Below are 23,163 nucleotides of genomic sequence, written 5' to 3'. Positions count from 1 at the left end.
CCCCCGCCGCGTAGCACACCCCAAGGGCTCCGGAAGCCGCGGGCGGAACCGCCGTGGTTCAGAGGGTGCCGGCGCTGGTCCAGCTGGCCAGGAAGCTCAGCGACTCGGCGGCCGGGGTGCCGGGCGGAGCGCTGAAGGTGAAGATGGCGAGGCCGGGATCCGAGGGGAGGTCGAGCTGCTCGTAGTTGAGCTCCAGCTCGCCGACCAGAGGGTGGTTGACGCGCTTGATGCCGCTGCGGTTCAGGTTGACGTCGTGGGCTGCCCAGCGGGTGCGGAACTCCTCGCTGTGGGCGGTCAGCTCCCCGATCAGGGCGGCGAGCCGGCGGTCGTGCGGGTGGCCACCGGCGGCGGCGCGCAGGTCGGCCACGACGTCCGAGGAGGCGCTGTCCCAGTCGGCGAAGAACTCGTGCGCGCCCGGGTCCAGGAAGGTGAAGCGGGCGAGGTTGGTGCTGCGGGCGCCGGCGAAGAGCACGGCGCACAGCGCGTAGCCGAGGGCGTTGCCGGTCAGGATGTCGAGGCGGTGGTTGTTGACGAAGGCGGCGGCGCCGGTGAACGCGTCGATCAGCTGCTGGACGACCGGGCGGACCCGGGTGGCGTCGTCGGTGCCGCGGGCGCGGGCGGCGATCGGACGGGCGGCGCGGGCCAGGTTGAACAGGTGGGCGCGCTCGGCGTCATCGAGCCGCAGCGCCCTGGCCAGGGCGGCCAGCACGCTGTCGGAGGCCTTGCTCATGTCGCCCCGCTCCAGGCGCGCGTAGTACGGGACGCTGATGCCGGCCAGGACGGCGACCTCCTCGCGCCGCAGGCCGGGGACCCGGCGGCGGCCGTAGTTGGGCAGCCCGACGCTCTCGGGCGTCAGGCGGGCCCGGCGCGAGGCCAGGAACTCCCGGATCTCCCGTCGTGCGTCCATCGCCACCAGGCTACGGGCTGACATCCGCGCTAAGGGCACCCTGCCGAGGTACCGCTGACGAGGTCTCTCAACCGGTCCGGAATGGTGCTTCGGTGGTGTCATGAAAGCGATCTACATGTACGGCGCCGGGGATGTGCGGACCGTCGAGGTCCCCGACCCCGTGCTGGCCGAGCCCACCGACGCGATCATCCGCATCGCGCGCACCTGCGTCTGCGGCAGCGACCTCTGGCCGTACGCCGACATGGCGCCGACGGGCGACGGCCAGTCCATGGGCCACGAGGCGGTCGGCGTCGTCGAGGACATCGGCGCCGGGGTGGCGAGCCTGCGCCGCGGCGATTTCGTCGTCATGCCGATGTTCTCCGCCGACGGCACCTGCGCCTTCTGCCGCGAGGGCGTGCTGAGCGGGTGCGAGCACATCGGGTTCTTCGGCCGGATGGGCTACCCGGGCGCGCAGGCCGAGGCCGTCCGCGTCCCCTACGCCGACGCCACGCTGGTCCGGGTCGGCGTCGCGCCGGACGACGACCTGGTCCCCTCGCTGCTCACGCTCTCCGACGTCATGGCCACCGGTCACCACGCCGCCGTCGTCGCCGGGGTCCGGCCCGGCCAGTCGGTGGCGGTGATCGGCGACGGCGCCGTCGGGCTGTGCGGGGTGATCGCCGCCAAGCGGCTCGGGGCCGAGCGGATCATCGTCCTCGGCCGCCACGACAGCCGCACGGAGTTGGCCCGCGAGTTCGGCGCCACCGACGTCGTCGCCGAGCGGGGCGAGGAGGCGGTCGAGCGGGTGCGGGAGCTGACCGGCGGCCGCGGCGCCCACGCGGTGCTCGAGTGCGTGGGCACGGAGCAGGCGATCACGACCGCGATCGAGGCCGTCCGGCCCGGCGGCGGGGTCGGCCGGGTCGGCGTGCCGCACTACCCGGCCGTGCCGCTCGCCATGGCGGCCTGGGTCAAGAACGTGCGGGTCGGCGGCGGCCCCACGCCGGTGCGCGGGTACATCGACGAACTGCTCCCGGACGTCCTGGACGGTTCGATCCGGCCGGGCCGGGTCTTCGACCGCACCGTTGACCTCGACCGCGTGCCCGACGCCTACCAGGCCATGGCCGACCGCAAGGCACTCAAGGTCCTGATCGAACCGTAAGCCCCGCGTCGCCGGGCCCGGCCGCCGTGGCTGGCGGCCGTGGCTCCGCGTAAGGGTCAGCTCTGAAAATGGTCTAGAGTCAGGCCATGACCACCGCGCCCCTGACCGGCCCCGAGCCGACCGGCTGACCACGGGGCGGATCACGATGCGGCTACTGGTAGTGGAGGACGAGGTCGGGCTCGCCGAGACGATCCGCGACGGCCTGGCCACGGACGGATTCACCGTGGACCTCGTGCACACCGGGGTCGACGGGCTGTGGGCGGCGGCCGAACGGCCGTATGGCGCCTACGACGCGATCATCCTGGACATCATGCTGCCCGGCCTGTCCGGCTACGAGGTGTGCCGCCGCCTGCGCGAGCGGGAGGTGTGGACGCCGGTGCTCATGCTCACCGCGAAGGACGGCGAGTACGACCAGGCGGACGCCCTCGACCTGGGCGCCGACGACTACCTGACGAAACCGTTCTCGTTCGTGGTGCTCGTCGCGCGCCTGCGCGCCCTCATCCGCCGCGGCGCTCCGCAGCGCCCGGTCGTGCTCAGCGCCGGCGACCTGCGCCTCGACCCGGCCCGCCGGCGCGTCACCCGCGGCGACGACGAGATCGCGGTGACGCCCCGCGAGTTCGCCCTGCTGGAGTTCCTGCTGCGCAGCGCGGGCGACGTGCTCACCAAGAGCGCGATCATGGAGAACGTCTGGGACGCGGCCTTCGACGGCGGCCCGAACATCGTCGAGGTGTACATCGGCTACCTGCGCAAGAAGATCGACCAGCCCTACGGGCGAACCGCGATCCAGACCGTACGGGGCGTCGGCTACCGCCTCGACCCGGACGGCGGCTGACCGCACCGCACCGGCCGCGCCCGGTGGCGGGCCGGAGCCCGGCGAGGGACGGTTACGGCAGCCACCGCACGGATTCGGTGACGATCCGCCACGCGTCGACGTCGTCCGAGCCGTGCGGGCCGGCGAGGGTGACGGTGAGCAGGTTCGTGTCGCGCCAGAACTGGTAGCGCTCCACGTCGTCGTTGACGACCGTGCCGGTCACCGGGTCCGCGGGAGCGTCGGCGCGGTAGGTGACGAGCAGCGCCTCCCCGGCCGGGCGTTCGACGGTGGACACCGTGCCCGGCGTGAAGCCCGGCGTCGTGCCGCGCAGGGCATCCAGGTCGCTGGTCCCGCTGACGACGTCGGGCGCCGCCGGTCGGCTGCCGAGGGCGACCGTGATCGTGTTGAGCTTGTCGGTGAACGTGGCGGTGCCGGCCGACTCGGTGCGGGCCCAGCCTTGCGGCACCTGGATCGTGTACCGGTTGCCCGGGGGACGGTACTCGACGTACGCCTGACCGCCGGGAACGTCGCCGGCGCCGCCCGTGTCCGCGGCGGGGCCGGGCCCGCCGCATCCGGCCAGCACCAGGACCGCGGCCACGCCCACCGGGACGAGCCTGCTGACTCTGTGCATGCCGGCACGATAGGAACGCGACGCTGAAGGACGGCTGAACGCGACTTCAGCGCCGGTTCAGCCCGGCCGCGCTAGGTTCACGGCATGCTCAGCATGCTTCGGCACCTGCGGAAACCGCTCGGGGTACGGATGCGCTCCGCGCTCGCGGCGGCGGCCGTCGTCGCGGGCGCCTCCGTCCTCAGCGGGATCACCCTCGTCGTGGCGGCCCGGCTGATCCTGATGCAGAACGTCGACCAGTCGACCGGGGAGCGCGCCGCGCAGGTCGCCGCCGCGCTCGGCGACGGCGGGGCCGGCCTCGCCACCGTCCTGCGCCCGTCGCCCCGCGACCGCACGGTGGTGCAGGTGGTCGACCCGGACGGCCGGGTCGTCGGCGCGTCGGCCGGGATCGGCGGCGCCGCGCCGATATCGCCGCTGCGGCCCCCGGCCGGGCAGACCTGGTGGGAGCAACGCCGCCTCGCCGCCGCCCACGGCGAGGGCTTCCGCATCGCCGCCGTCGGTGTCACCACCCCCGACGGGCCACGCACCGTGCTCGTCGGGCAGGCCGTCGACGAGGTCACCGAAGGCACCGAGGCGACGCTCGGCGCCCTCGCCGTCGGGCTGCCCGTCCTGACCCTCGTCACCGGCGCGGCGACGTTCCTCTTCGTCGGCCGCGGCCTGCGCCCGGTCGAGGCGATGCGCCGCCAGGCCGACACCATCACCGCCCGGAACCTGCACGCCCGGCTGCCGGTCGGGCCCGCCGCGGACGAGATCGCCGCCCTCGCCGCCACGATGAACACCATGCTGGACCGGATCGAGTCCGCCACGGCCGCGCAGCACCGGTTCGTCGCCGACGCCAGCCACGAGCTGCGCAGCCCGCTGGCCACCATCCACGTGGGCCTCGACCTGCTCGCCGCCGGCGACCTGCCACCGGCCGCCGCCGCGCACATCGCCCGGCTGCGCGGCGAGAGCGGCCGGATGGGCCGGCTCATCGCCGACCTGCTGCTGCTGGCCCGCGTCGACGAGTCCGGCCTGCGGCTGCGCCACGAGGACGTCGACCTCGACGACATCGTCTACGCCGAACGGGACCGGCTCGTCGCCGAACGGCCCGACCTGCACCTCGACACCCGCATCGCGCCGGTGCGGGTCACCGGGGATCCGCATCATCTGCAGCGGGCGCTGCGCAACCTGCTCGACAACGCCGCCCGGCACGCCCGCGGCACGGTCGCGGTGCGCCTGGCCGCCGGCGACGGCACGGCCGAGCTCACGGTCGCCGACGACGGCCCCGGCATCGCGGCGGCGGACCGGGACCGCGTCTTCGACCGGTTCGTCCGCCTCGACGAGGACCGCTCCCGGCGGGCCGGCGGCACCGGGCTCGGGCTGCCCATCGCCCGCGACATCGTCGCCGCCCACGGCGGCACGCTCACCCTCGGCGAGGCCCCCGGCGGCGGAGCGCTGCTGAGCGTCCACCTGCCGCTATGACGTGAAAGCCAGGCGTTCGGCCAGCCAGGCGGAGCGGACCGCGCCGTCGAGCGTGCGCCGGGCCCGCCAGCGCAGCTCGGCCCGGATCCGGCCGACGGCGGCCACGACCTCGGCCGGATCGCCGGGGCGCGGCGGGCCGAGGCGGTAGGGCACCGGGGTGCCGCAGGCCCGTTCCACGGCCGCGATCACGTCGAGGACCGAGTGGCCGCGGCCGGTGCCCGCGTTGTACACCCGGCCCAGCCGCCCGGAGCTCACCGCGGCCGCGGCCGCCAGGTGCGCGGCGGCGAGGTCGGCGACGTGGACGTAGTCGCGCACGCCGGTGCCGTCCCGGGTCGGCAGCGCCCCGCCGGTGACCACGAGCGGCTCGCCGGTGAGGGCGGCGCGGAACACCCGCGGCAGCAGGTTGCCGCCGCCGCGGTCGCCGAGGTGCGCGGCGGCGGCGCCGACGGCGTTGAAGTAGCGCAGCGCGATCCACGACACCCCGGCGGCGGCGACCGCGCGCTCGGCGAGCAGCTTGCTGTGCCCGTACGGGTTCAGCGGGCCGGTCGGCGCGTCCTCGCTCACCAGCGAGGTGCCCGGCGTGCCGTACACCGCCGCCGAGGAGGACAGCACGATACGGGACACGCCCGTCTCCGCCATCGCATCGAGCACGGTGGTGACGACGGTGACGTTCTGCCGGAAGTACCACTGCGGCCTTTGCCACGACTCCGGCACGGACTTGCTGCCCGCCAGGTGCATGACCCCGCCGACCCGGTGCCGGCGCAGCGCCGCCCGGACGGTCGCGGGGTCACCGGCGTCGCCGACCAGCAGCGGGACGCCGGCCGGCACGCGGCGCGGGTCGCCGGTGGAGAGGTCGTCGAGGACCGCCACGCCCGCACCGGCCGCCTGCAGCGCCGCCGTGACGTGCGCGCCGATGTACCCGGCGCCGCCGGTCACCAGCCACCTCATCGCACCACCACCGCGTGCTCGCGCAGCGGGCCGAGCGTCAACCGGCGCTCGCCGGCCCAGGCGATGAGCCCCGGCAGCGCCGCGAGGGTGCGCCGCCACGAGCCGGGGGCGGACGTGCAGTCGCTGTCGTGCAGCAGGACCGTGCCACCGCCGACGAGCGGCCGGGTGACCGTGCGCAGGATCGAGTCCGGGGTCGCGCCGGCCTCCCAGTCGCGGCCCCAGGCGGTCCACAGCACCGGCGACAGGCCGAGCCGGCCGCAGGCGCGCAGCCCGGCGGTGGTCAGCACGCCGTAGGGCGGGCGGTACCAGCGCGGCACGGCGCCGGTGGCGGTCGCGACCAGGTCGCGGGCGCGCTCGATGTCGTCGTGCGTGGCCGCGGCCCGGCGGCGCAGCAGCATCCGGTGGTGAAAGCCGTGCACCGCGACCTCGTGGCCGGCCGCGACCAGTTCCCGGCCGAGCTGCGGATCCTGCCGCAGCATCGAGCCGAGCAGGAAGAACGTGGCCCGCACGCCGTGCTCGGCGAGCAGGTCGAGAAACTGTGGCGTGGAGCGGCGGTCGGGCCCGTCGTCGAAGGTGAGCGCCACGTGGCCGGCCGCGCCGATGCCGGCCAGGTCCGGCAGCACCGCCCGGCGCAGCGGGGTCAGCGTGGCGAGCACCGGCACGGCCAGCACCACGTCACCGGCGTCGACGTGGCTCACGACAGCACGTCCTCGAGCCGCTGGGCCGCGGGCGTGTAGCGCCCGGGCCCGTTCAGCGCGGCGCGCAGCCCCGCGGCGAGCCCGGCCCGGTCCCGGATCCACGGCACCCACCCGATGCGGTCCAGCACCTCGGCGTTGGTGCGTCCGTGACCGGCCAGGCAGCGGTAGGTCACGACCGGCCGCCCCGCCTCGAGCGCCTCCAGCGACGACAGCCCGCCCGCGTTTTGCACGATCACGTGGCTGTACCGCATGAGCCCGGGCATGTCGGCGACCCATCCGAGCGCGTCACCGTGCCCGGCCCGCTCGATCCGCCGGCGCAGCCCCTCGTTGCGCCCGCACACCACCACCGGCCGGGCCAGCCCGGTCGCCGCGATGTCGGCGGCGGCCCGCTCCAGTTCCCCGACCCCCCACGCGCCGCCGACCACCAGCGCCCGCGGGAACCCGGCCGGCGCCGGCGCGGGGGCGAAGCGCGGCGACACGGCCGGCGCGACGACCCGCACGTCGGCGGCGCCGAGCTCCTTGGCCTGCCGCGCGGCGTCGTCATGCAGCGCCAGGTGTACGTCCACGCCACCGGCCACCCACAGCGGGTGCACGGACAGGTCGGTGAGGTACGTGTACACCGGCGCGGCCAGCCGCCCCTGCGCGCGCAGCCGGCCGAGCACCTGGCTGGCCAGCGGATAGGTGGACAGCACCGCGTCGGCGTCCCCGCCCACGGCCGCCAGTACGGCCGCGTCGGCCATCGCGGTCAGCCGGGCGGCGAACCCCGCCGCGGCGCCGCCGGCCAGCCCGAGCAGCCAGCCCCACGTCCGCGGCGCCGCGGTGAGCTGCCGCCGGTACAGCGCGCGCAGCATCCGCCCGGCCCGCCGCGGCAGCAGGTCGACGAAGTCGTACCGCCGCAGAGCGATGCCCCGCCCGCTCAGCCGCCGGATGATCTCGTCCGCCGCGCCGTCATGCCCGGCCCCGAAGCTTGCCGAGATCACCACCATGCGCTGGTTCATGCGCGAGATCGTGGTGCGCCGACCCTGAAAGAACCCTGAACGTCACGCCTGCCCGAGGTCGGTGAAAGCGTCCGGAAAGGCGGCCGCTCGTAGCGTCCTGCTCCGGCAGAAGCTCCGGATGTCGAAGGAGGGCGTCGTGGAACGGCTCAGTACCTGGGTCACCCGGCACCGGCTCATGGTCGGGTTGCTGTGGCTGGCGATCACGGCGGTGGGCCTCGTGGTGGCGCCGTCGGTCTCGGGCCGCCTGGTGGGCGGCGGCACCGTGAACAGCCCGGCGGTGATCGCCAACGAGCAGATCGGCAAGCAGTACGCGGGAGCCGGGTCGAACCCGGGCGTGATCGTGCTCGACCTGCCGGCCGGCACGACGGTCACGTCGGCCGGGATGCCGGCGCGGCTGCTGGCGGTCGACGCCGCACTGGCCAAGGCCACGCCGCCGGTGCGGACGCTGTCGTTCGCCGCGACCGGCAGCCAGACCCTCGTCGGGTCGGGCGGGCGCAGCACGGTCGTGCTGGTCTATCCGCCGGCAAACGGCGCCGACGTCGACGCCGACGCGGTGAGCGCGCTGACCGGGGCGGCCCGGGCCGCGGCGCCGGACCTGACGGTGCACGGCACGAGCCTCAAGGCCCTGGAGGACGGCAAGCCCGCGCGGCAGGGCAACTCCACCGTGCTGAGCGAGCTGGCCATCGGCGTCCTCGGCGCGCTCATCGTGCTGGCGTGGGTGTTCGGCTCGTTCCTGGCGCTCCTGCCGATCATCATGGCGCTGGTGTCGGTCCTGACCATGCAGCTGCTGGTCTACGGCCTGTCGTATCTGATGCCGTCGTCGCAGCCGCTGCACCCGGCGGTGCAGTACATCGTCGCGCTGCTCGGGCTCGGCCTGTCCATCGACTTCTCGCTGCTGGTGGTCAACCGGTGGCGCGAGGAGCGCGCGGCCGGCAAGTCCAACGACGACGCGGTGCGCTCGGCGATGGTGCGGGCCGGGCACGCGGTGTGGTTCAGCGGGCTGACCGCGTCGCTCGGGCTGTTCGCGCTGACCGTCATCCCCAATTCGGTCGTGCGCGGCATCGGCATCTCGGGCCTGTTCATCCCGTCCACCGCGACGCTGGTCGCGCTGACCCTGCTCCCGGTGGTGCTGTCGGCGGCCGGCCCGCGGCTGGACCGGCCGCGCCGGCGCTCGTCGGGCCGGGCCAGCCGTTTCTGGACCGCGTGGACGAGGCAGGTCATCCGGCACCGGGTCGCGGCGGCCGTGCTCGGGCTCGGCATCCTGGCCGGCCTGGCCGGCGTCGCCTCGACGATCACCGTCGCCGGCCCGGCCAGCACCGCGCTGGCCGGCGGCGGCCCGGCCACCGACGGGCTGCACGCGCTGCAGGCCGACGGGTTCCCCGGCGGAACCCTGACCACGGTGCCCGTCTACCTGCTGGACGCGGCGGACGCACCCGGGGTCGCCGCCGCGCTGGACTCGGTGTCCAGCGTGCGCGGCGCGGTCACCTCGACCGCCCCGGCGTGGACCCGCGACGGCACCGCCCTGGTCGTCGTGATTCCGCAGCACGAGGTGGGCAGCTCGCAGGGCGGCACCTCGCTGGACGACATCCGGCGCACGGTGCCGCGCGAGGCGATGGTCGGCGGCGAGGGAGCGGTCGACGTCGACCAGGTCAACTCAACCTACGGGTCGTTCCCGCTGCTGTTCGCCGTCGTGGCGCTCGTGACGTTCGTCCTGCTGGCCCGCGGCCTGCGCTCGATCCTGCTGCCGTTGAAGGCGGTACTGCTCAACGCGCTGTCGGTCGCGGCGTCCTACGGCCTGCTGGTCCTGGTCTTCCAGCACGGCATCGGCATGCGACTGCTGTGGGGCAGCAACACCTACGGATCGATCGACAAGATGGCCCCCGTGCTGATCTTCGGGTTCCTGTTCGGCGTATCCATGGACTACGAGGTGTTCATCCTGTCCCGCGTGCGCGAGGCCTACGAACGCACCGGCTCCACCCCCGGCTCGATCGTCGAGGGCCTGTCCCGCACCGGGCGGCTGGTGACCAGCGCGGCGCTGATCCTGTGCCTCGCCCTGGGATCGCTGTCGATGGCCGACGACATCACGGTGCGGGAGATCGCCGCCGGCCTGGCCGCGGGCGTGCTGCTCGACGCGGTGGTGGTACGGATGCTGCTGCTGCCGGCGCTGGTGTCGCTGTTCGGCGCGGCGAACTGGTGGATGCCCGCGTGGACGGCCCGGTTGCTGCGCCTGCCGAAGAGCGGCCCGCCGCCGGCGGCGTCGCCCGCACGGGACGAGAACGTCCTGGCCACGGTCGGGGAGGCCTGATTGCCGGCGCACCGGCCGGGCCGCCGGCCGGTGCGCCGCCCGGCGTGAGTTTCGCCGCCACGCGGGTATGCGATCCGGCACATCGCGCAGATCCGCCCCACGGCCGCCGGGATCGGCGGCAGGCATCCGGCTTTCAGGAGCGGCGATGAGAAGCCCGCTGGCCGCCGTCGGCGCATTCGTGCTCCCGGTGGCACTGGCAGCGTCCGCGCTGGTCGGCGTCGCGCTGCTCGGCGACCGTGGCGCGGCGTCCTGCCGGCGCCTGCCCGAGCCGCGGCTGCCGGGGGTGCGGATCGTGTCCATGTCCGCGGCCGGCCGGCCCGCGGTCACCGGCGTTCCGGCGCTCTGCGCCGTCACGGTCATCCTGAGCCACCCGCCGGCCGGCGACCGGGTCCGGCTCGAAATGTGGCTGCCGCGAACGGCGTGGAACGGCCGCTTCCAGGCCACCGGCGGCGGGGCGTTCGCCGCCGGTGCGTTCGAGCGCGCACTCGCTCCGGCGGTCCGGCGGGGTTACGCGGCGGCGTCCACCGACGCCGGGGTACCGACGTCCCGCTCCGGCGCGCCGATCTGGGCGCTGCGCCGGGACCGGACAATCGACGAGGGGTTGCTGGCCAACTTCGCCTACCGCTCGGTGCACGACATGAGCCGGATCGGCGAGCGGCTGACCACCCGGTTCTACGGCAGGCCGCCCGCCTACTCGTACTTCACCGGCTGCTCCACCGGCGGCCGGCAGGGCCTCGTGGAGGCCCAGCGCTACCCCGGCGACTTCGACGGCATCCTCGCGGCCGCACCCGCCATCTCCTGGAACCGCCTCACCCTCGCCCAGTTCTGGCCGCAGGTCGTCATGCACGAGGCGGGCGTCTATCCGGCGGCGTGCGAGTTCGCCGCCTTCGACCGCGCCGCGATCGCCGCCTGCGACGGCGACGACGGAGCCGTCGACGGTGTCATCGGCCGCCCCGAGACCTGCCGATTCGACCCCGGCCGGCTCGTCGGCACGACCGTGCATTGCCATGGCCGGTCGGTCCGCATCACCCCGGTGGTCGCCGGCATCGTCCGCCGGATCTGGGCCGGCCCCACGACCGGCACCGGCCGGAGGCTCTGGTACGGCCTGCTGCCCGGCGCCCCCTTCACCTGGCTGGCCGGCACGACCAAGCCCCCGTTCCGGGCCCGGCGCGGCGCGCCGTTTCCCGTCGCGGCGGACTGGATCCGCTACTTCCTGTACCGGCGGCCCGGCTTCGACCTCTCCACCATCGGCTACGCCGGGTTCGAGCGGCTGTTCGCCGAGTCCCTGGCCCGCTACAGCGCCGTGATCGGCTCCGACGATCCCGACCTGTCCGGCTTCCGCGCCGCCGGCGGCAAGATGATCACCTGGCACGGCCTCGCGGATCAGGCCGTCTTCCCGCAGGGTACGGTCGACTACCGCCGCCGCGTCGAGGCCACCATGGGCGGTGCCGCGGCCACCGACCGGTTCTTCCGCGTCTTCCTCGCCCCGGGCGCCGGTCACTGCGCGGGTGGCGCCGGACCCGCGCCCACGGACCCGCTCGCCGCGCTCGTGGACTGGGTCGAACACGGCCGCGCACCCGGTACGCTGCCGGCCGGTACCGGCGCGCACCGCCCGCCGATCGGCATCGGCACTACGCCGGCGGCAGGGTGACCGTCACCCGGGTGCCGCCGGCCGGGCTCGCGCCGATTTCGATGTGGCCGCCGTGCACGACGGTGATCTCGCGCGCGATCGCCAGGCCGAGTCCGGCGCTGCCGCTGCCCCGGCCGCGGCTGTCGTCCAGGCGCACGAACCGGTCGAAGACCCGTTCCCGGTCCGCCTCGGCGATGCCGGGACCGTCGTCGTCGACGTCGACCCGCACGACGCCGGCCTCGACCGTGGCCGTGACGGCGATGCCGGTCCGGGCGTAGCGCGCCGCGTTCTCGGCCAGGTTGCCGAACAGGCGCCGCAGCTGGTCCGGGTTCCCGGTCACGGCGGTGCGGGCGGGCACCTCGACGGCCAGGTCGAGGCCCGCCGTGTGGGTGTCGGCCGCCACCTCGTGCAGCAGGGCGGACAGGTCCACCCGCTGCTGTCGGGCGGCCAGCTGGCGTTCGTCGGCCTTCGCGAGGACCAGCAGCGCTTCGACGAGACCCTGCAGCCGGGCCGCCTGCCGCATCGCCCGGTCGGCGATGACCGGCCACGGCGCCGTGCCGGGATGGGCGAGGCCGACCTCCAGCGTGGTGCGGATCGCGGCCAGCGGGCTGCGCAGCTCGTGCGACGCGTCGGCGACGAAGCGCCGCTGGCGGCGGGCGGCGTCCTCGAGCCGCGCGAGCATGTCGTTCATCGTGTGTGCCAGGTGTCCGATCTCGTCGGCCGTCGCGGGCTCCGGCACGCGCCGGGAAAGATCCGCCGACGTGATGTCGGTGATGTCGGTGACGGTGTGCCGGATCCGCTCGACCGGGCGCAGCGCGCGGCCGACGACCAGCCAGACGGTGCCGGCCGCCACCAGCACGATGCCGGGCAGGCCGAGGAGCAGCAGCCGCCTGGATGCCTCGCTGACCTGGCCGAGCGCTTCGGTGTTGGTGCCGGTGACGATGGTGACCGGCCGGCCCGCGACGGTGGTCCGCTGGGCGAAGACCCTGGCCTCGCCGGGGATCACGCCTTCGGCGGCTTTCTGGCGTACCGGCGTGTTCGTCCCGGCCGGCAGCGCGTACACGGCCGGCAGCCCGGCCAGCATGCGGGTGGAGGCCAGGACGTGGCCGTCCGGGGCGAGGACCTGCGCCTGAGCGTTCGGGTCGATCGGCGACGCGGGTAGCGGGTCCGGCCATCGGCCGGACGCGCCCGACTGCGCGACCTGGTCGGCGTACGTGCGCAGCTGCTGGTCGATCGTCCGATGCACCGACTGCACCAGCAGCAGGTACATGAACACCAGCCCGAGCACGATGGCGGCCGACAGCGCCAGCCCGGCGATCACCGTGACCCTGGTCCGGAGGGTGGCGGGACGGCGGAACAGCCGCGCGCGACGAATGGTCATCCGGCATCGTCCGGGATCAGGTAGCCCTCCCCGCGCAGTGTCTGGATCACCGGCCGGCCGGCGGCGGGATCGATCTTGCGGCGCAGCCGGTGCACGTGCACCTCGACCACGGCCGGGCCGCCGTCGAAGTGCGGGTCCCAGCAGTGCCGCAGCAGTTCGGTCTTGGACACGACGCGGCCCTTGTGCCGCAGGAGATGCTCGAGCACCGCGACCTCCCGGCTGCTCAGGTCCAGCACCGCGCCGTCCGCGGACGAGACGGTACGGCTGGCCGGGTCGAGGGCGAGGCCCGCGGCGGTGAGCACCGTCGGCCGGGCCGCGAGGGCGCCGAGCCCGCGGCGGGTCAGGGCGCGCAGGTGCGCGAGCAGGACCGGATAGGAGAACGGTTTGGCCAGGTAGTCGTCGGCGCCGCTGTCGAGCCCTTCGGCGTGGTCGAGGTCGTCGTCCATCGCGGTGAGCATCAGGATCGGGGTCCACACGCCGCGTTCGCGCAGGCGCCGGCACACCTGGTAGCCGTCGAGCAGCGGCAGCATCACGTCGAGGACGATCACGTCGTGGGTGGTCTCGACCGCCTTCCACAGCCCGTCCTCGCCGTTGTCGGCGACGTCCACGACGTAGCCCTCGGCCTGTAGCCCCCACGCGAGGGACTCGGCCATCGCCTGTTCGTCCTCGACCACGAGCACTCGCATACGCCAAGCATCCCCGCAGCGACCTTGCACGACGCTTGCCTCGGCCGGCCGGCCGTTCAGCTTCCATTCAGCTGCCGTTTGCGACCGTTGGCGGTCCGGGCGGCACAGGAGGGTCGGATGGGACAGCGTGGGCAGGGGCGCGGCGGCGCCGTCGGCGGTGTGTCGCCGGGCAGGGTCCGCCGGATCGGCCTGCTGGCGGCCGGCGCCGCGGTGGCGGTGTGGGCCGGCCTGCATGCGTCGTCGGTAGGCGCGTCGTGGTCGTCGGCCTGGCAGCTGATCGCGGGGCTGCGCTGGCAGTGGCTGGTGGGGCTGGGCGTGGTGTGGTTCGCCGGCCTCTGCGTGCACACGGTGGTGCTGACCGCCGCGATGCCGGGATTGTCGCATCGGCGGGCGCTGACACTGAACCTGTCGGGCAGCGCGGTCGCCAACGTCCTGCCGCTGGGCGGGGTTGCCGGAACCGCGCTGAACCTCGGCATGGTCCGCAGCTGGGGGCACAGCGGGCGGGATTTCGCCCGGTTCTTCGTCGTGTCCAAAGCGTCGGATCTGATCGCGAAGCTGCTCACGCCGCTGGTCGCGGTGGCCGCGCTCGTGCTGTGGGACGTTGTCGCACCGGGCCGGCACAGCGCGTTGTGGCTGGTGGGCGGGGTGGTGAGCGCCGTCGCCGGAGCGCTGGTGATGACGGCGGTCGCCGGACGGGCCGGCCCGCTGCTGCGCGTCGTGACCCTGGCCGAGCGGCTGCTCGGCCGGGGCGGGCGCCGCCGGGGACCGCGACCGGTGCTCGGGTGGACGGCCACGGTCACCGAGCTGCTGGCGGGCACGGACCGGCTGGTCCGGCGCCGGTGGGCGGCGCTGAGCGGGGGCATGGCCGGCTACTGGCTGTCGCAGGGTGCGCTGTTGTGGCTGTGCACGATGCTGGTCGGCCTGCGCCTGCCGGTACCGGTGATCTTCGCCGGCCTGGTCATGGAACGACTGCTGACCCTGGCCGCGATCACGCCCGGCGGCGCCGGCCTGGTCGAGACGGGGACGATCGCGGTGCTGATCTCCCTCGGCGCCGATCCGAGCCGGGCGCTGGCCGGCGTGCTGCTCTACCGGGCATTCGTCTTCCTCGCCGAGATCCCCGTGGGAGGTCTCGCCCTCGTCGCGTGGCTGTTCACGCGCCGCACCGCCATCCGCCGCCGCCCGAGCCAGGCCGGCGACGAGCACCCGAGCCTGGAGGTCACCAGCCGTGCGTATCGCCCATGTCACTGACGTCTACCTGCCGCGCCTGGGCGGTATCGAGCTGCAGGTGCGGGACCTGGCCGGGCGTCAGCGGGCGGCCGGCCACGACCCGATCGTGCTGACCACCACCGACGGGCCACGCCCGCCGGGCGGCGCCGAGCGCCCCGGCGCCCTCGATGAGCCGCCGGTGCTGCGCCTCGGCCGGCAGGCCCGCACGGTCGGATTCGGCCCCTACCGCGCCATGCACGACCGCGCGCTGCGAGCGTCGCTGGCCGCCCAGCGGGTGGAGGCGGTGCACGTGCACGTCTCCGCCTTCTCCCCGCTGGGCTGGACGGCGGCGCGGGTGGCGGCGGCCGAGGGGCTGCCGACGGTGGTGTCGGTGCACTCGATGTGGCACGACATCGTCCCGCTGGTCCGCCGCTACGCCCGCTGGCACGCCGCGGCCGCCTGGCCCGTCGCCTGGGCCGCGGTCAGTTCGGCGGCGGCCGGCGCCGTCCGCGCCGCCCTGGACGGCGCCCCGGTGGCGGTACTGCCCAACGGCATCGACCCGGAAGACTGGATGACCCCCGGCCGCCGGCCCGCCGGCAACGTCCCGACGCTCATCAGCGTGATGCGCATGGTCCGCCGGAAACGACCACGCGAGCTGCTGCGCACGCTGCTGGCGCTGCAGCGCGGCCATCCCGGGCGGTTCCGGGCGGTGCTCGTCGGTGACGGCCCGCTGCTGCCGGGCCTGCGCCGCGACCTCGCCGCCGCCGGCCCCGGCACCGGGATCCGGCTGACCGGAGCCCTGGACCGCACGTCGATCCGGACGGTGCTGGCCCGGTCGGACCTGTACCTGGCCCCCGCGCCCCGGGAGTCGTTCGGGATCGCCGCGCTGGAGGCCCGCAGCGCCGGCCTGCCGGTCATCGCCCGCGCCGGCAGCGGGGTCGCGGACTTCATCCAGGACGGGGTCGAGGGCTGGCTGGTGCACTCCGGCAGCGACCTGCGAGCCACGATCGCCGCGCTGCTCGACGACCCGGCCCGGCTGGCCGCGGTCGCGCACCACAACCGCGCCGTCGCGCCCCGGGTGCACTGGCAGGCGGTCCTCGAGACCGCCGACGCCCTCTACGCCGCGGCCGCGGCGCGGCACAGCGGCCGGCTCGGTCAGCTGCTGGGCAGTCCCGCATGAGGCGCACCGGACCGGCCGGCGAACGGCGCTTCACGGTGGTCGCCTTTCACGCCCACCCGGACGACGAGGCCCTCCTCACCGGGGGGACACTCGCCCGCCTCGCCGCGGAGGGCCATCGGGTCGTCCTCGTGGTGGCCACCCTCGGGCAGGCCGGCCTGGCGGCCGATCCGGCCGGTGACGCCCTCGCCGCCCGCCGTCACGCCGAACTGCTCGCGGCGGCGTCCGCGCTCGGCTGCGCCCGGGTGGAAACCCTCGGCTATCTCGACTCCGGGCTGCACGGCGACTACGAACCGGCATCGGCCGGGGTTACGGCGCGGCGGTTCGCCGATGCGCCGGCGCGGCAGCCCGCCGCGCGGCTGGCGGACATCCTGCGGCAGGAGCAGGCCGACGTGCTCATCGGCTACGACCCGCGAGGGGGGTACGGCCATCCCGACCACGTCCAGGTGCACCGCGTCGGCGCGCTGGCCGCGCGGCTGGCCGGCACGCCGGTGCTGCTGGAGGCCACGGTCGACCGCCGATCGCTGCGCGTGCTGCTGGCGCTGCTGCGCCTCGCCGGCCGGCTCCTGCCGAACCTGCCCCTGGCCGGTGCGAGCACGGCATTCACCGCGCACGCGGAACTGACCCACGTGGTCGACGTGCGGCCCTACCTCAGGCAGAAACGGGCGGCGCTGCGCGCGCACACCAGCCAGGCCGAGGGCGGCCGGGGCCCGCGGACGCTCGCCGTGCTCGGCCGGCTGCCGGGACCGGTGTTCGCCGCGGTCGCCGGCCGCGAATGGTACGTCGAACCGGGCCGCCGCCCCGGGCCGCCGTTCGCCGCGGACATCTTCGCCAGCCTGCGCTGACTCCCTGCGTCCCGCGGCGGTCGGGGCCGGCGTCACCGCAGCGTGAGCCAGGCCAGGCCGGCCAGTCCCGCGGCCACGCTGTAGATCGCGAACGGGGTCAGCGTGCGGTGCTCGAAGTACCTGGTCAGGAACCGCACCGCCAGGTAGGCGGCGGCGAAGGAGGCCACGCTGCCGGCCAGGACCTGACCGTGGATTCCGGCGCCGAGCGGCCCGAACAGGTCCGGCAGCTTCAGCACGCCCGCGGCCAGGATGACCGGGGTGGCTAGCAGGAACGAGAAACGCGCCGCGTCCTCGTGGGACAGGCCCTTGAGCAGGCCGGCGCCCATGGTCGCGCCCGAGCGGCTGATGCCCGGCAGCAACGCGAGGATCTGGGCCGAACCGATCTGCACGGCCCGGGACAGCGTGCCGCTGGCCAGGCGCTCGTCCGGGTCGCCCTGAGTACGGTCCGGCACGCTGCGGCCGCGGTACACCCCGCCCGCCCCGTCGATCGCGGCCGCCACCGCGGCCCGAACGTGCGCGTCGCGGGCCGCCCGCCGGCGCAGCCGCTCGGCCCCGAACAGGATCAGGCCGTTGAGCACCAGGAACGCCGCCGCCGGGGCAGGACGGCCCAGCACGGTGCGGAACGTGTGCTCCAGCAGCAGGCCGCTGATCCCGACCGGGATGGTGGCCAGCACGATCATCCAGGCGAGGCGCTCCTCCGGGGTCACGATCCGGCGGTACCGGACGGACGAGACGAACCCGCCCAGGATCCGCACCCAGTCCCGCCAGAAGAACAGCAACAGGGCCAGCGCCGTGGCCACGTGCAGGCCGACGACGAAGGCCAGGTAGGGCGACTCCGGCGCGGAGACGCTCAGGTCCCGGGCCCAGCGCCCGCCGATCAACGCCGGCAGCAGGACGCTGTGGCCCAGGCTGGAGACGGGGAACAACTCGGTGACGCCCTGCAGGAGGCCGACGACGATCGCCTCGGGATAGGTCAGCAGCCGCATGGAGCGCCATCCTCGCCCCGCGATCCTGAGAGCACGCCAAGAAGCGGGGAACGGCACCGGGCCCGCGGCGGCGGGCCCGGTGCCGTGGAGGGGGGAACTGGGGGAGAGAGATCATCCCGATAGCCGGGCACGCGCCGGGTCGGGCTCGCCGGCCTCGGTGCTCCACTGGGCCAGCAGGCGCAGCGCCGTGTGGGCGGGCGTGCCGGGCGGCGCGGTGTAGACGAACACCGTCTGGTCGGGGTCCTCGGGCGGCTTCAGCGCCTGGTAGGTCAGCGTCAGCTCGCCGACGAGCGGGTGACGGTAGAGCTTCGTGCCCGAGGTGCGGGCCAGCACCTCGTGGTCGGCCCACCACCGGCGGAACTCGGCGCTGTGCACCGACAGCTCCCCCACCAGTGCGGACAGCTCCGGGTCGTCCGCGTGACGGCCGGCGTCGAGGCGCAGCGCGGCGACCGTGTCGGCGGCCACCGACGCCCAGTCCGGGTGCAGGTCGCGGGCGGCGTCGTCGAGGAAGACGAACCGGGCGTAGTTGCGCCGGCGGGCCGGCAGCGCGTTGAAGTCGGCGATGAGCGCACGGGCGGTGTGGTTGCTCGCCAGGACGTCCATCCGCCGGCCCAGGACGAGGGCCGGGGAGACGGCCTGGTCGAGGGTCTCCAGCAGCTGGTACGTCGCCGTGGACACCCGCTGCGGGCGGCGCGGCGGACGCCTGGGGACGGCGGGCGGCCGGGCGAGGTCGAACAGGTGGGCCCGTTCGGCGTCATCGAGGCGCAGGGCCCGGGCGATGGCGTCGAGGACCGCCGCGGAGGGGTTGAGACTGCGGCCCTGCTCCAGCCGGACGTAGTAGTCGACGCTGACCCCGGCCAGCCGGGCCAGCTCCTCCCGGCGCAGGCCCGGCACCCGCCGGCCGCCGGCCGTGTCCGCGATGCCGAACTCCTCCGGGCGCAGGCGGGCCCGGCGGGAGCGGAGGAATTCCTTGAGCTCGCCGTTGTGCACCACTCGTCCAGTATCCCGGCGGGCACGCCGCGCCGGGGCCGCGAAGGTGGCCCTGCCGTTCCCAGCCGCCGACGGGGCCCCGCGAGAGCCCGGTCACAACACGTAGCCTGGCTCCCGCGGGCCGGCGTCAGGACGACCGGCGACGGGCGACGCGCACCAGCACGGTTCCGGCGGCGACCGTGGCGAGACCGGTCAGCAGCAGCCCGCCGATGACGCCGTCGGTCGCGCCGCCCGTGATCGGCAGCTCCGTCTCGGACGGCTTCGGCTTCGCCGTGGTCGTCGGAGGCTTCGTCGGAGGGTGCGTCGGAGGCGTCGTGGGAGGCTTCGTCGGCGGCTGCGTCGTGTGCGTCAGCGTCGGGTGCGGATTCGGGGTCTCGTGGTGCCAGATGTCGCCCTCAGTGGCGGACGGCCAGATCTGGTTCGGCGCGGTCGCCGCCCCCGCCGAAAGGGCGTTGGGGACGACGAAGAGTCCTACCACACCGCCGGCGGCGATGATCAGTAGACTCCGGACAAGTCGTGACACTGCAATTTCTCCCTGACTTCCAAAGTGGCGGGCGTGCAGGGATCAGCAAAGCGTCCGAGGAGGTGCCCCGGTGGTCACATTCGAGGGCGAACGCGCGGCGGGACGCGCGTCACCTGGTCACGCGGTCCAGCTGGCGAGCAGGGCAAGGCGCTCGGCGGTCGGGGAGCCCGGCTCGGCCTGGTAGACGATCAGCGCGTGGTCGCCGTCGCCGGCGATCGACAGGCGTTCGTAGGTCAGGTCCAGGTCGCCGGCGATCGGGTGACGCAGGCGTTTCGCGCCGTGGGTCTTGTGCTTCACCCGGTGGCGCCCCCACAGCGTGCGGAACTGCGGGCTCTTGATGCTCAGCTCGCCGATGAGCGTGGTCAGCCACGGGTCGTCCGGGTAGCGGGCGACCAGCAGCCGCAGCGACGCCGTGACCGTCTCCGCGTCGGCGGCCCAGTCGCGGTACAGCTCGCGGGCGCGCGGGTCGAGGAAGAACACCCGGGCGCGGTCGCGGGTGGCCGGGTCGCCGGTGAGGCCGAACAGCGCCGCGCCGAGCTGGTTCGCCGCGACGATGACCATGCGGTGGTCGGTGAGGATGGCCGGGGCGCCGGGGATGGCGTCGACGAGCCGGCGCACGGCCGGGCGCGGCGCGCGGAAGGCGCGGCGGACCGGGCGCTTCGGCCGGGCCAGATCGGTCAGGTACGCCCGCTCGGTGGCGTCGAGGCGCAGCGCCCGGCCGACCGCGTCGAGCACCGCGTCGGAGACGTGCGCGCCGCGGCCCTGCTCCAGGCGGACGTAGTAGTCGGTGCTGACCCCGGCCAGGGCGGCGACCTCCTCGCGGCGCAGGCCGGGGACGCGGCGGTGGCCGAGGCCGGCGCCCGTCAGGCCGACGTCGGCCGGGGTCAGCCGGGCGCGGCGGGAGCGCAGGAAGTCACTCAGCGCGTTCACCCTGCCCAGGATATGGCCGCCGGCGCGGACGAGCCTGGTACTGCCAGGCCTATGAACGGCGCGACGCTGGCCGCCGCCGGGCGAGCGCGCGACGGTAGGGGCATGGACAACGTGATGCTCGGCGCGGGCGGCCCCTCGGTGGGGCGGCAGGGGTTCGGCGCCATGGCGATCGGCACCGCGTACTACGGCAGCACCGACGAGGCCGCCGCCCGCGCCACCCTGGAGCGGGCGCTGGAGCTCGGCATCACCCTGTTCGACACCGCCGACTCCTACGGCGACGGCGCCAACGAACGCTTCCTCGCGCCGTTCCTGGCCGCGCACCGCGGCGAAGTGGTGATCGCCACCAAGTTCGGGCTGGCCGACCGGGCCCGCGGCATCGTCAACGACCCGGCCGCGATCCGCGGGTTCGCCGAGGCCAGCCTGCGCCGCCTGGGCATCGAGCGGATCGACGTGTACTACCTGCACCGCCGCGACACCGCCGTGCCCGTCGAGGACACGGTGGGCGCGATGGCGGACCTGGTCACGGCCGGGCTGGTCGGCCACCTCGGGCTGTCCGAGGTGACGGCGCGGGAGCTGCGGGCTGCGCACGCGGTGCACCCGATCGCCGCCGTGCAGTCGGAGTGGTCGCTGTTCAGCCGGGACATCGAGGCGCGGGTCGTGCCGGCCGCCGCCGAGCTGGGGGTGGCGCTGGTCGCCTACTCGCCGCTGGGGCGGGGCGTGCTGGCCGGCGCCGTGCCGTCGGCGGGCGGGCTCGAGGCCGGCGACTACCGGCGGCGGATGCCGCGCTTCGCCGCCGGGAACGACGCCGCCAACCACGATCTTCTGGTACCCCTGCGGGACATCGCGGCGGACCGTGGCGCCACGACGGCGCAGATCGCGCTCGCCTGGCTGCACGGCCGCCAGGACGCCTTCGGGCTGCCGGTGGTGCCGATCCCGGGCAGCCGCCGCCCGCAGCGCGTCGCCGAGAACGCGGCCGCCGCCGGCATCCGGCTGAGCGCCGACGAGGTGGCGCGGCTCGAACCGCTCGCCGCGGCGGTGGCCGGCGACCGGTACGCCGACATGACCTTCGCCTCGGCGGGCCGGGAGTGAACTGGCGGGTGTTGTGTTCAATGGCGGCATGGGATGGATTGACTGGGTTGAGGCGGTTGTCCTGCTCGCCTGCCTGTTCGCGCTGCTGGTGCGCGGCGCCGGGCAGGGCGACGCCGACCGGGAGGTGGCCCGCCGGCTGGCCGTCCTCGACCGCAAGCTGGACCTGATCATGGACCATCTGCAGATCCGCGACCCCGGCCCGGAGGTTCCCGCGGGGGTACTGCAGGAGCTGGTCTCCGGGCGGAAGATCCAGGCGATCAAGCTGTACCGCGAGGCGACCGGCGCCGGCCTGAAGGAGGCCAAGGACGCCGTCGACGCGCTCGCCCAGCAGCGCGGCCTGGGCTGACCTCGAAATTCGTGCGCGTTGATCGGGTCCGGGCCATACGATGCCGCGCGTGCTGACTCAGGACGCGCCGGTGCGGATCCGGCCCAAGGGCGAGGCCGACGCGGCGGCCTGCCTCGAGCTGCTGCTGCGGGTCCACGCCACCGACGGGTATCCGATGCACCTCACCGCCGGGGAGGTGCCCGGTTTCTTCACGCCGGAGCACGAGGCGGCGGCGTGGGTGGCGGAGCGCGACGGGGCCGTCGTCGGGCACGTGGCGCTGCACACCCCGCCCGAGGACCCGACGCTCGAGCTGGCCCGGGACGCGACCGGGCTGCCGCTGGAGCGGCTGGCGCTGCTGGCCCGGCTGTTCGTCGCGCCGGAACTGCGCCGGTCCGGGCTGGGCCGGGTGCTGCTGCGGCACGCGGCCGGGCAGGCGCCGGGGCTCGGCCGGCGGGCGGTGCTCGACGTCGGTCAGGCGCTGCGCGCGGCGGTGGCACTCTACGAGGCGGAGGGCTGGCGGCGGGTGGGTGAGCTGCACCTGCCGCTGGACGACGAGACGATGCTGGACCTGTGGGTGTACGTCAGCCCGGAGAGCTGACCGCGGCGTGGGCGCCCCGGGCCCACTCGGCGACGCTGGTCGGGCGGTGACCGGTGAGCCGCTCCACGTCGTAGGTGGTCCGGTCGTAGCGTCCGGCCGCGTGCAGGCTCGCCATCATGGCCAAATGCTCGAACACGTGGGCGGGCAGGCCGAGCGGCAGCAGGTCCTCCTCCAGCCAGCGGTCGTAGGGCACGTCGACGTACGTCACCGGGCGGGGCAGCGCCTCGGAGAGCTCGTGCGCCATCGCGTACATGTCCTGCGAGCGGGCGCCGGTCAGCTCGTAGACCCCGCCGAGGTGCGGCGCCGGGTCGGTCAGGACGGCGGCCACCACCTCGGCGACGTCGCGGGCGGCGACCGGCGAGGTGCGGGCCGAGCCGAACGGCAGGCGGATCGTGCCGTCGCGGGCGATCGAGTCGAGGCCGAGGGTGGTGAAGAGCGGGTTCTCCAGGAAGACGGTCGGGCGGATCTGCACCACCGGCAGGCCGGACCAGGACAGCACCCGCTCGCCGAGCCACTGCAGCCGGTGCTGGCCCGACTCCGCGGTGCTGGTCAGGGTCATCTGCGAGACCGTCATCTGCGACATGTTGACCAGGGCCTCGAGGTCGCCGCGGTCCCGGGCGGCGGCCGCCACGGTCGCGGTGGCCTGCAGGTAGGCGGCGGAGACGCTCATCGCGAAGTACACCCGCCGGCAGCCGTCCAGGGCGCGGACGACGTCGGCGCCGCGGGTGAGGTCGCCGACGACCACCTCGGCGCCGGCGGCCCGCAGCGCGTCGGCCCGGTCGTCGTCGTGGTGGACGAGCGCGCGGACCGGCAGGTCGTGCCGGCGCAGCAGGTCGACGACGGTGCGGCCCACCGCACCGACGTTCCCGGCCGCGCCCGTGACGAGGATCGGCATGGCGTCGGCCT

General features: G+C 75.1%; 23 protein-coding genes. 11 read left to right on the top strand and 12 right to left on the bottom strand.

Annotated elements, in window-relative coordinates:
• Window positions 1-58: 58 nt before the first annotated feature.
• Window positions 59-907 carry a helix-turn-helix domain-containing protein gene (locus tag ACQPXD_RS20425; protein WP_432840771.1) on the bottom strand — a complete coding sequence of 283 codons (849 nt, stop codon included), beginning with the start codon at window positions 905-907 and terminating at the stop codon, window positions 59-61.
• 100 nt (window positions 908-1,007) lie between these two features.
• Between ACQPXD_RS20425 and ACQPXD_RS20420 the strand changes: the two genes are divergently transcribed.
• A complete protein-coding gene (locus ACQPXD_RS20420; RefSeq protein ID WP_432840769.1) occupies window positions 1,008-2,042 on the top strand; it encodes a zinc-binding dehydrogenase in 1,035 nt (344 codons plus the stop codon).
• Between the two features lie 145 nt (window positions 2,043-2,187).
• A complete protein-coding gene (locus ACQPXD_RS20415; protein ID WP_432840767.1) occupies window positions 2,188-2,874 on the top strand; it encodes a response regulator transcription factor in 687 nt (228 codons plus the stop codon).
• A 52-nt stretch (window positions 2,875-2,926) separates the two neighbouring features.
• Here ACQPXD_RS20415 and ACQPXD_RS20410 read toward each other — a convergent pair whose 3' ends face one another.
• Window positions 2,927-3,484 carry a hypothetical protein gene (locus tag ACQPXD_RS20410; protein WP_432840765.1) on the bottom strand — a complete coding sequence of 186 codons (558 nt, stop codon included), beginning with the start codon at window positions 3,482-3,484 and terminating at the stop codon, window positions 2,927-2,929.
• 84 nt (window positions 3,485-3,568) lie between these two features.
• Here ACQPXD_RS20410 and ACQPXD_RS20405 point away from each other — a divergent pair, with 84 nt between their 5' ends.
• Window positions 3,569-4,942, top strand: a complete 1,374-nt coding sequence (locus ACQPXD_RS20405) for a sensor histidine kinase (protein ID WP_432840763.1) — start codon at window positions 3,569-3,571, stop codon at window positions 4,940-4,942.
• Here ACQPXD_RS20405 and galE read toward each other — a convergent pair.
• Genes galE through ACQPXD_RS20390 form a run of 3 tightly spaced genes read right to left on the bottom strand, consistent with a single transcriptional unit; the run spans window position 4,937 to window position 7,586 of the window.
• Complete coding sequence (gene galE, locus ACQPXD_RS20400; RefSeq protein ID WP_432840761.1) at window positions 4,937-5,890, bottom strand: UDP-glucose 4-epimerase GalE; 954 nt, start codon at window positions 5,888-5,890, stop codon at window positions 4,937-4,939. The two genes, ACQPXD_RS20405 and galE, sit on opposite strands and share 6 nt — an antisense overlap.
• A complete protein-coding gene (locus ACQPXD_RS20395) occupies window positions 5,887-6,588 on the bottom strand; it encodes a polysaccharide deacetylase family protein (RefSeq protein WP_432840759.1) in 702 nt (233 codons plus the stop codon). Before ACQPXD_RS20395 ends, galE begins: the two co-directional genes overlap by 4 nt.
• Entirely contained in the window at window positions 6,585-7,586 is a 1,002-nt protein-coding gene (locus tag ACQPXD_RS20390; protein WP_432840757.1) for an MGDG synthase family glycosyltransferase, read from the bottom strand. The genes ACQPXD_RS20395 and ACQPXD_RS20390 overlap by 4 nt, the downstream gene beginning before the upstream one ends.
• 136 nt (window positions 7,587-7,722) lie before the next feature.
• Between ACQPXD_RS20390 and ACQPXD_RS20385 the strand changes: the two genes are divergently transcribed.
• The gene (locus tag ACQPXD_RS20385; protein WP_432840755.1) at window positions 7,723-9,891 is read left to right on the top strand and encodes an MMPL family transporter; all 2,169 of its coding nucleotides are present in this window, start codon (window positions 7,723-7,725) and stop codon (window positions 9,889-9,891) included.
• A gap of 145 nt (window positions 9,892-10,036) precedes the next feature.
• Window positions 10,037-11,542, top strand: coding sequence for a tannase/feruloyl esterase family alpha/beta hydrolase (locus tag ACQPXD_RS20380; protein WP_432840753.1), 1,506 nt, complete (start codon window positions 10,037-10,039; stop codon window positions 11,540-11,542).
• Here the strand turns inward: ACQPXD_RS20380 and ACQPXD_RS20375 are convergent.
• Both ACQPXD_RS20375 and ACQPXD_RS20370 read right to left on the bottom strand, forming a co-directional pair.
• Window positions 11,523-12,902: a sensor histidine kinase gene (locus ACQPXD_RS20375; RefSeq protein ID WP_432840751.1), complete on the bottom strand. Its 1,380-nt coding sequence runs from the start codon at window positions 12,900-12,902 to the stop codon at window positions 11,523-11,525. The two genes, ACQPXD_RS20380 and ACQPXD_RS20375, sit on opposite strands and share 20 nt — an antisense overlap.
• On the bottom strand, window positions 12,899-13,588 hold the full coding sequence (locus tag ACQPXD_RS20370; protein WP_432840749.1) for a response regulator transcription factor: 690 nt from the start codon (window positions 13,586-13,588) through the stop codon (window positions 12,899-12,901). The genes ACQPXD_RS20375 and ACQPXD_RS20370 overlap by 4 nt, the downstream gene beginning before the upstream one ends.
• A gap of 117 nt (window positions 13,589-13,705) precedes the next feature.
• Between ACQPXD_RS20370 and ACQPXD_RS20365 the strand changes: the two genes are divergently transcribed.
• From ACQPXD_RS20365 to ACQPXD_RS20355, 3 genes are read left to right on the top strand one after another with little or no spacing between them, the layout of a single operon-like run.
• On the top strand, window positions 13,706-14,836 hold the full coding sequence (locus ACQPXD_RS20365) for a lysylphosphatidylglycerol synthase transmembrane domain-containing protein (RefSeq protein WP_432840747.1): 1,131 nt from the start codon (window positions 13,706-13,708) through the stop codon (window positions 14,834-14,836).
• Window positions 14,814-15,974, top strand: a complete 1,161-nt coding sequence (locus ACQPXD_RS20360) for a glycosyltransferase family 4 protein (protein WP_432840745.1) — start codon at window positions 14,814-14,816, stop codon at window positions 15,972-15,974. Before ACQPXD_RS20365 ends, ACQPXD_RS20360 begins: the two co-directional genes overlap by 23 nt.
• Window positions 15,971-16,816: a PIG-L deacetylase family protein gene (locus ACQPXD_RS20355; RefSeq protein WP_432840743.1), complete on the top strand. Its 846-nt coding sequence runs from the start codon at window positions 15,971-15,973 to the stop codon at window positions 16,814-16,816. The genes ACQPXD_RS20360 and ACQPXD_RS20355 overlap by 4 nt, the downstream gene beginning before the upstream one ends.
• A 32-nt stretch (window positions 16,817-16,848) precedes the next feature.
• Here ACQPXD_RS20355 and ACQPXD_RS20350 read toward each other — a convergent pair whose 3' ends face one another.
• The 4 genes from ACQPXD_RS20350 to ACQPXD_RS20335 all read right to left on the bottom strand — a co-directional run bounded on the left by ACQPXD_RS20350 (window position 16,849) and on the right by ACQPXD_RS20335 (window position 20,245).
• A complete protein-coding gene (locus tag ACQPXD_RS20350; protein ID WP_432840741.1) occupies window positions 16,849-17,802 on the bottom strand; it encodes an undecaprenyl-diphosphate phosphatase in 954 nt (317 codons plus the stop codon).
• A gap of 111 nt (window positions 17,803-17,913) precedes the next feature.
• Window positions 17,914-18,795, bottom strand: coding sequence for a helix-turn-helix domain-containing protein (locus ACQPXD_RS20345; protein ID WP_432840739.1), 882 nt, complete (start codon window positions 18,793-18,795; stop codon window positions 17,914-17,916).
• 124 nt (window positions 18,796-18,919) lie between these two features.
• Complete coding sequence (locus ACQPXD_RS20340; RefSeq protein ID WP_432840737.1) at window positions 18,920-19,315, bottom strand: hypothetical protein; 396 nt, start codon at window positions 19,313-19,315, stop codon at window positions 18,920-18,922.
• A 117-nt stretch (window positions 19,316-19,432) separates the two neighbouring features.
• Window positions 19,433-20,245 carry a helix-turn-helix transcriptional regulator gene (locus ACQPXD_RS20335; protein WP_432840735.1) on the bottom strand — a complete coding sequence of 271 codons (813 nt, stop codon included), beginning with the start codon at window positions 20,243-20,245 and terminating at the stop codon, window positions 19,433-19,435.
• Window positions 20,246-20,347: 102 nt separating this feature from the next.
• Here ACQPXD_RS20335 and ACQPXD_RS20330 point away from each other — a divergent pair, with 102 nt between their 5' ends.
• From ACQPXD_RS20330 to ACQPXD_RS20320, 3 genes are read left to right on the top strand one after another with little or no spacing between them, the layout of a single operon-like run.
• Window positions 20,348-21,334 (top strand): aldo/keto reductase, encoded by a 987-nt coding sequence (locus ACQPXD_RS20330; RefSeq protein ID WP_432840733.1) that lies wholly within the window; start codon window positions 20,348-20,350, stop codon window positions 21,332-21,334.
• Window positions 21,335-21,362: 28 nt separating this feature from the next.
• Window positions 21,363-21,680 carry a ribosomal protein L7/L12 gene (locus ACQPXD_RS20325; RefSeq protein WP_432840731.1) on the top strand — a complete coding sequence of 106 codons (318 nt, stop codon included), beginning with the start codon at window positions 21,363-21,365 and terminating at the stop codon, window positions 21,678-21,680.
• 49 nt (window positions 21,681-21,729) lie between these two features.
• Entirely contained in the window at window positions 21,730-22,257 is a 528-nt protein-coding gene (locus tag ACQPXD_RS20320; protein ID WP_432840729.1) for an N-acetyltransferase family protein, read from the top strand.
• On the opposite strand, the gene ACQPXD_RS20315 is transcribed toward ACQPXD_RS20320, so the two are convergent.
• Window positions 22,241-23,152, bottom strand: a complete 912-nt coding sequence (locus ACQPXD_RS20315) for an NAD(P)H-binding protein (RefSeq protein WP_432840727.1) — start codon at window positions 23,150-23,152, stop codon at window positions 22,241-22,243. The two genes, ACQPXD_RS20320 and ACQPXD_RS20315, sit on opposite strands and share 17 nt — an antisense overlap.
• Between the last annotated feature and the right edge of the window lie 11 nt (window positions 23,153-23,163).

It is taken from the genome of Dactylosporangium sp. CA-092794, assembly GCF_050948465.1.
In the GTDB taxonomy this organism is placed as follows: domain Bacteria; phylum Actinomycetota; class Actinomycetes; order Mycobacteriales; family Micromonosporaceae; genus Dactylosporangium.
This window is presented reverse-complemented; position numbering and strand designations above follow the sequence as displayed.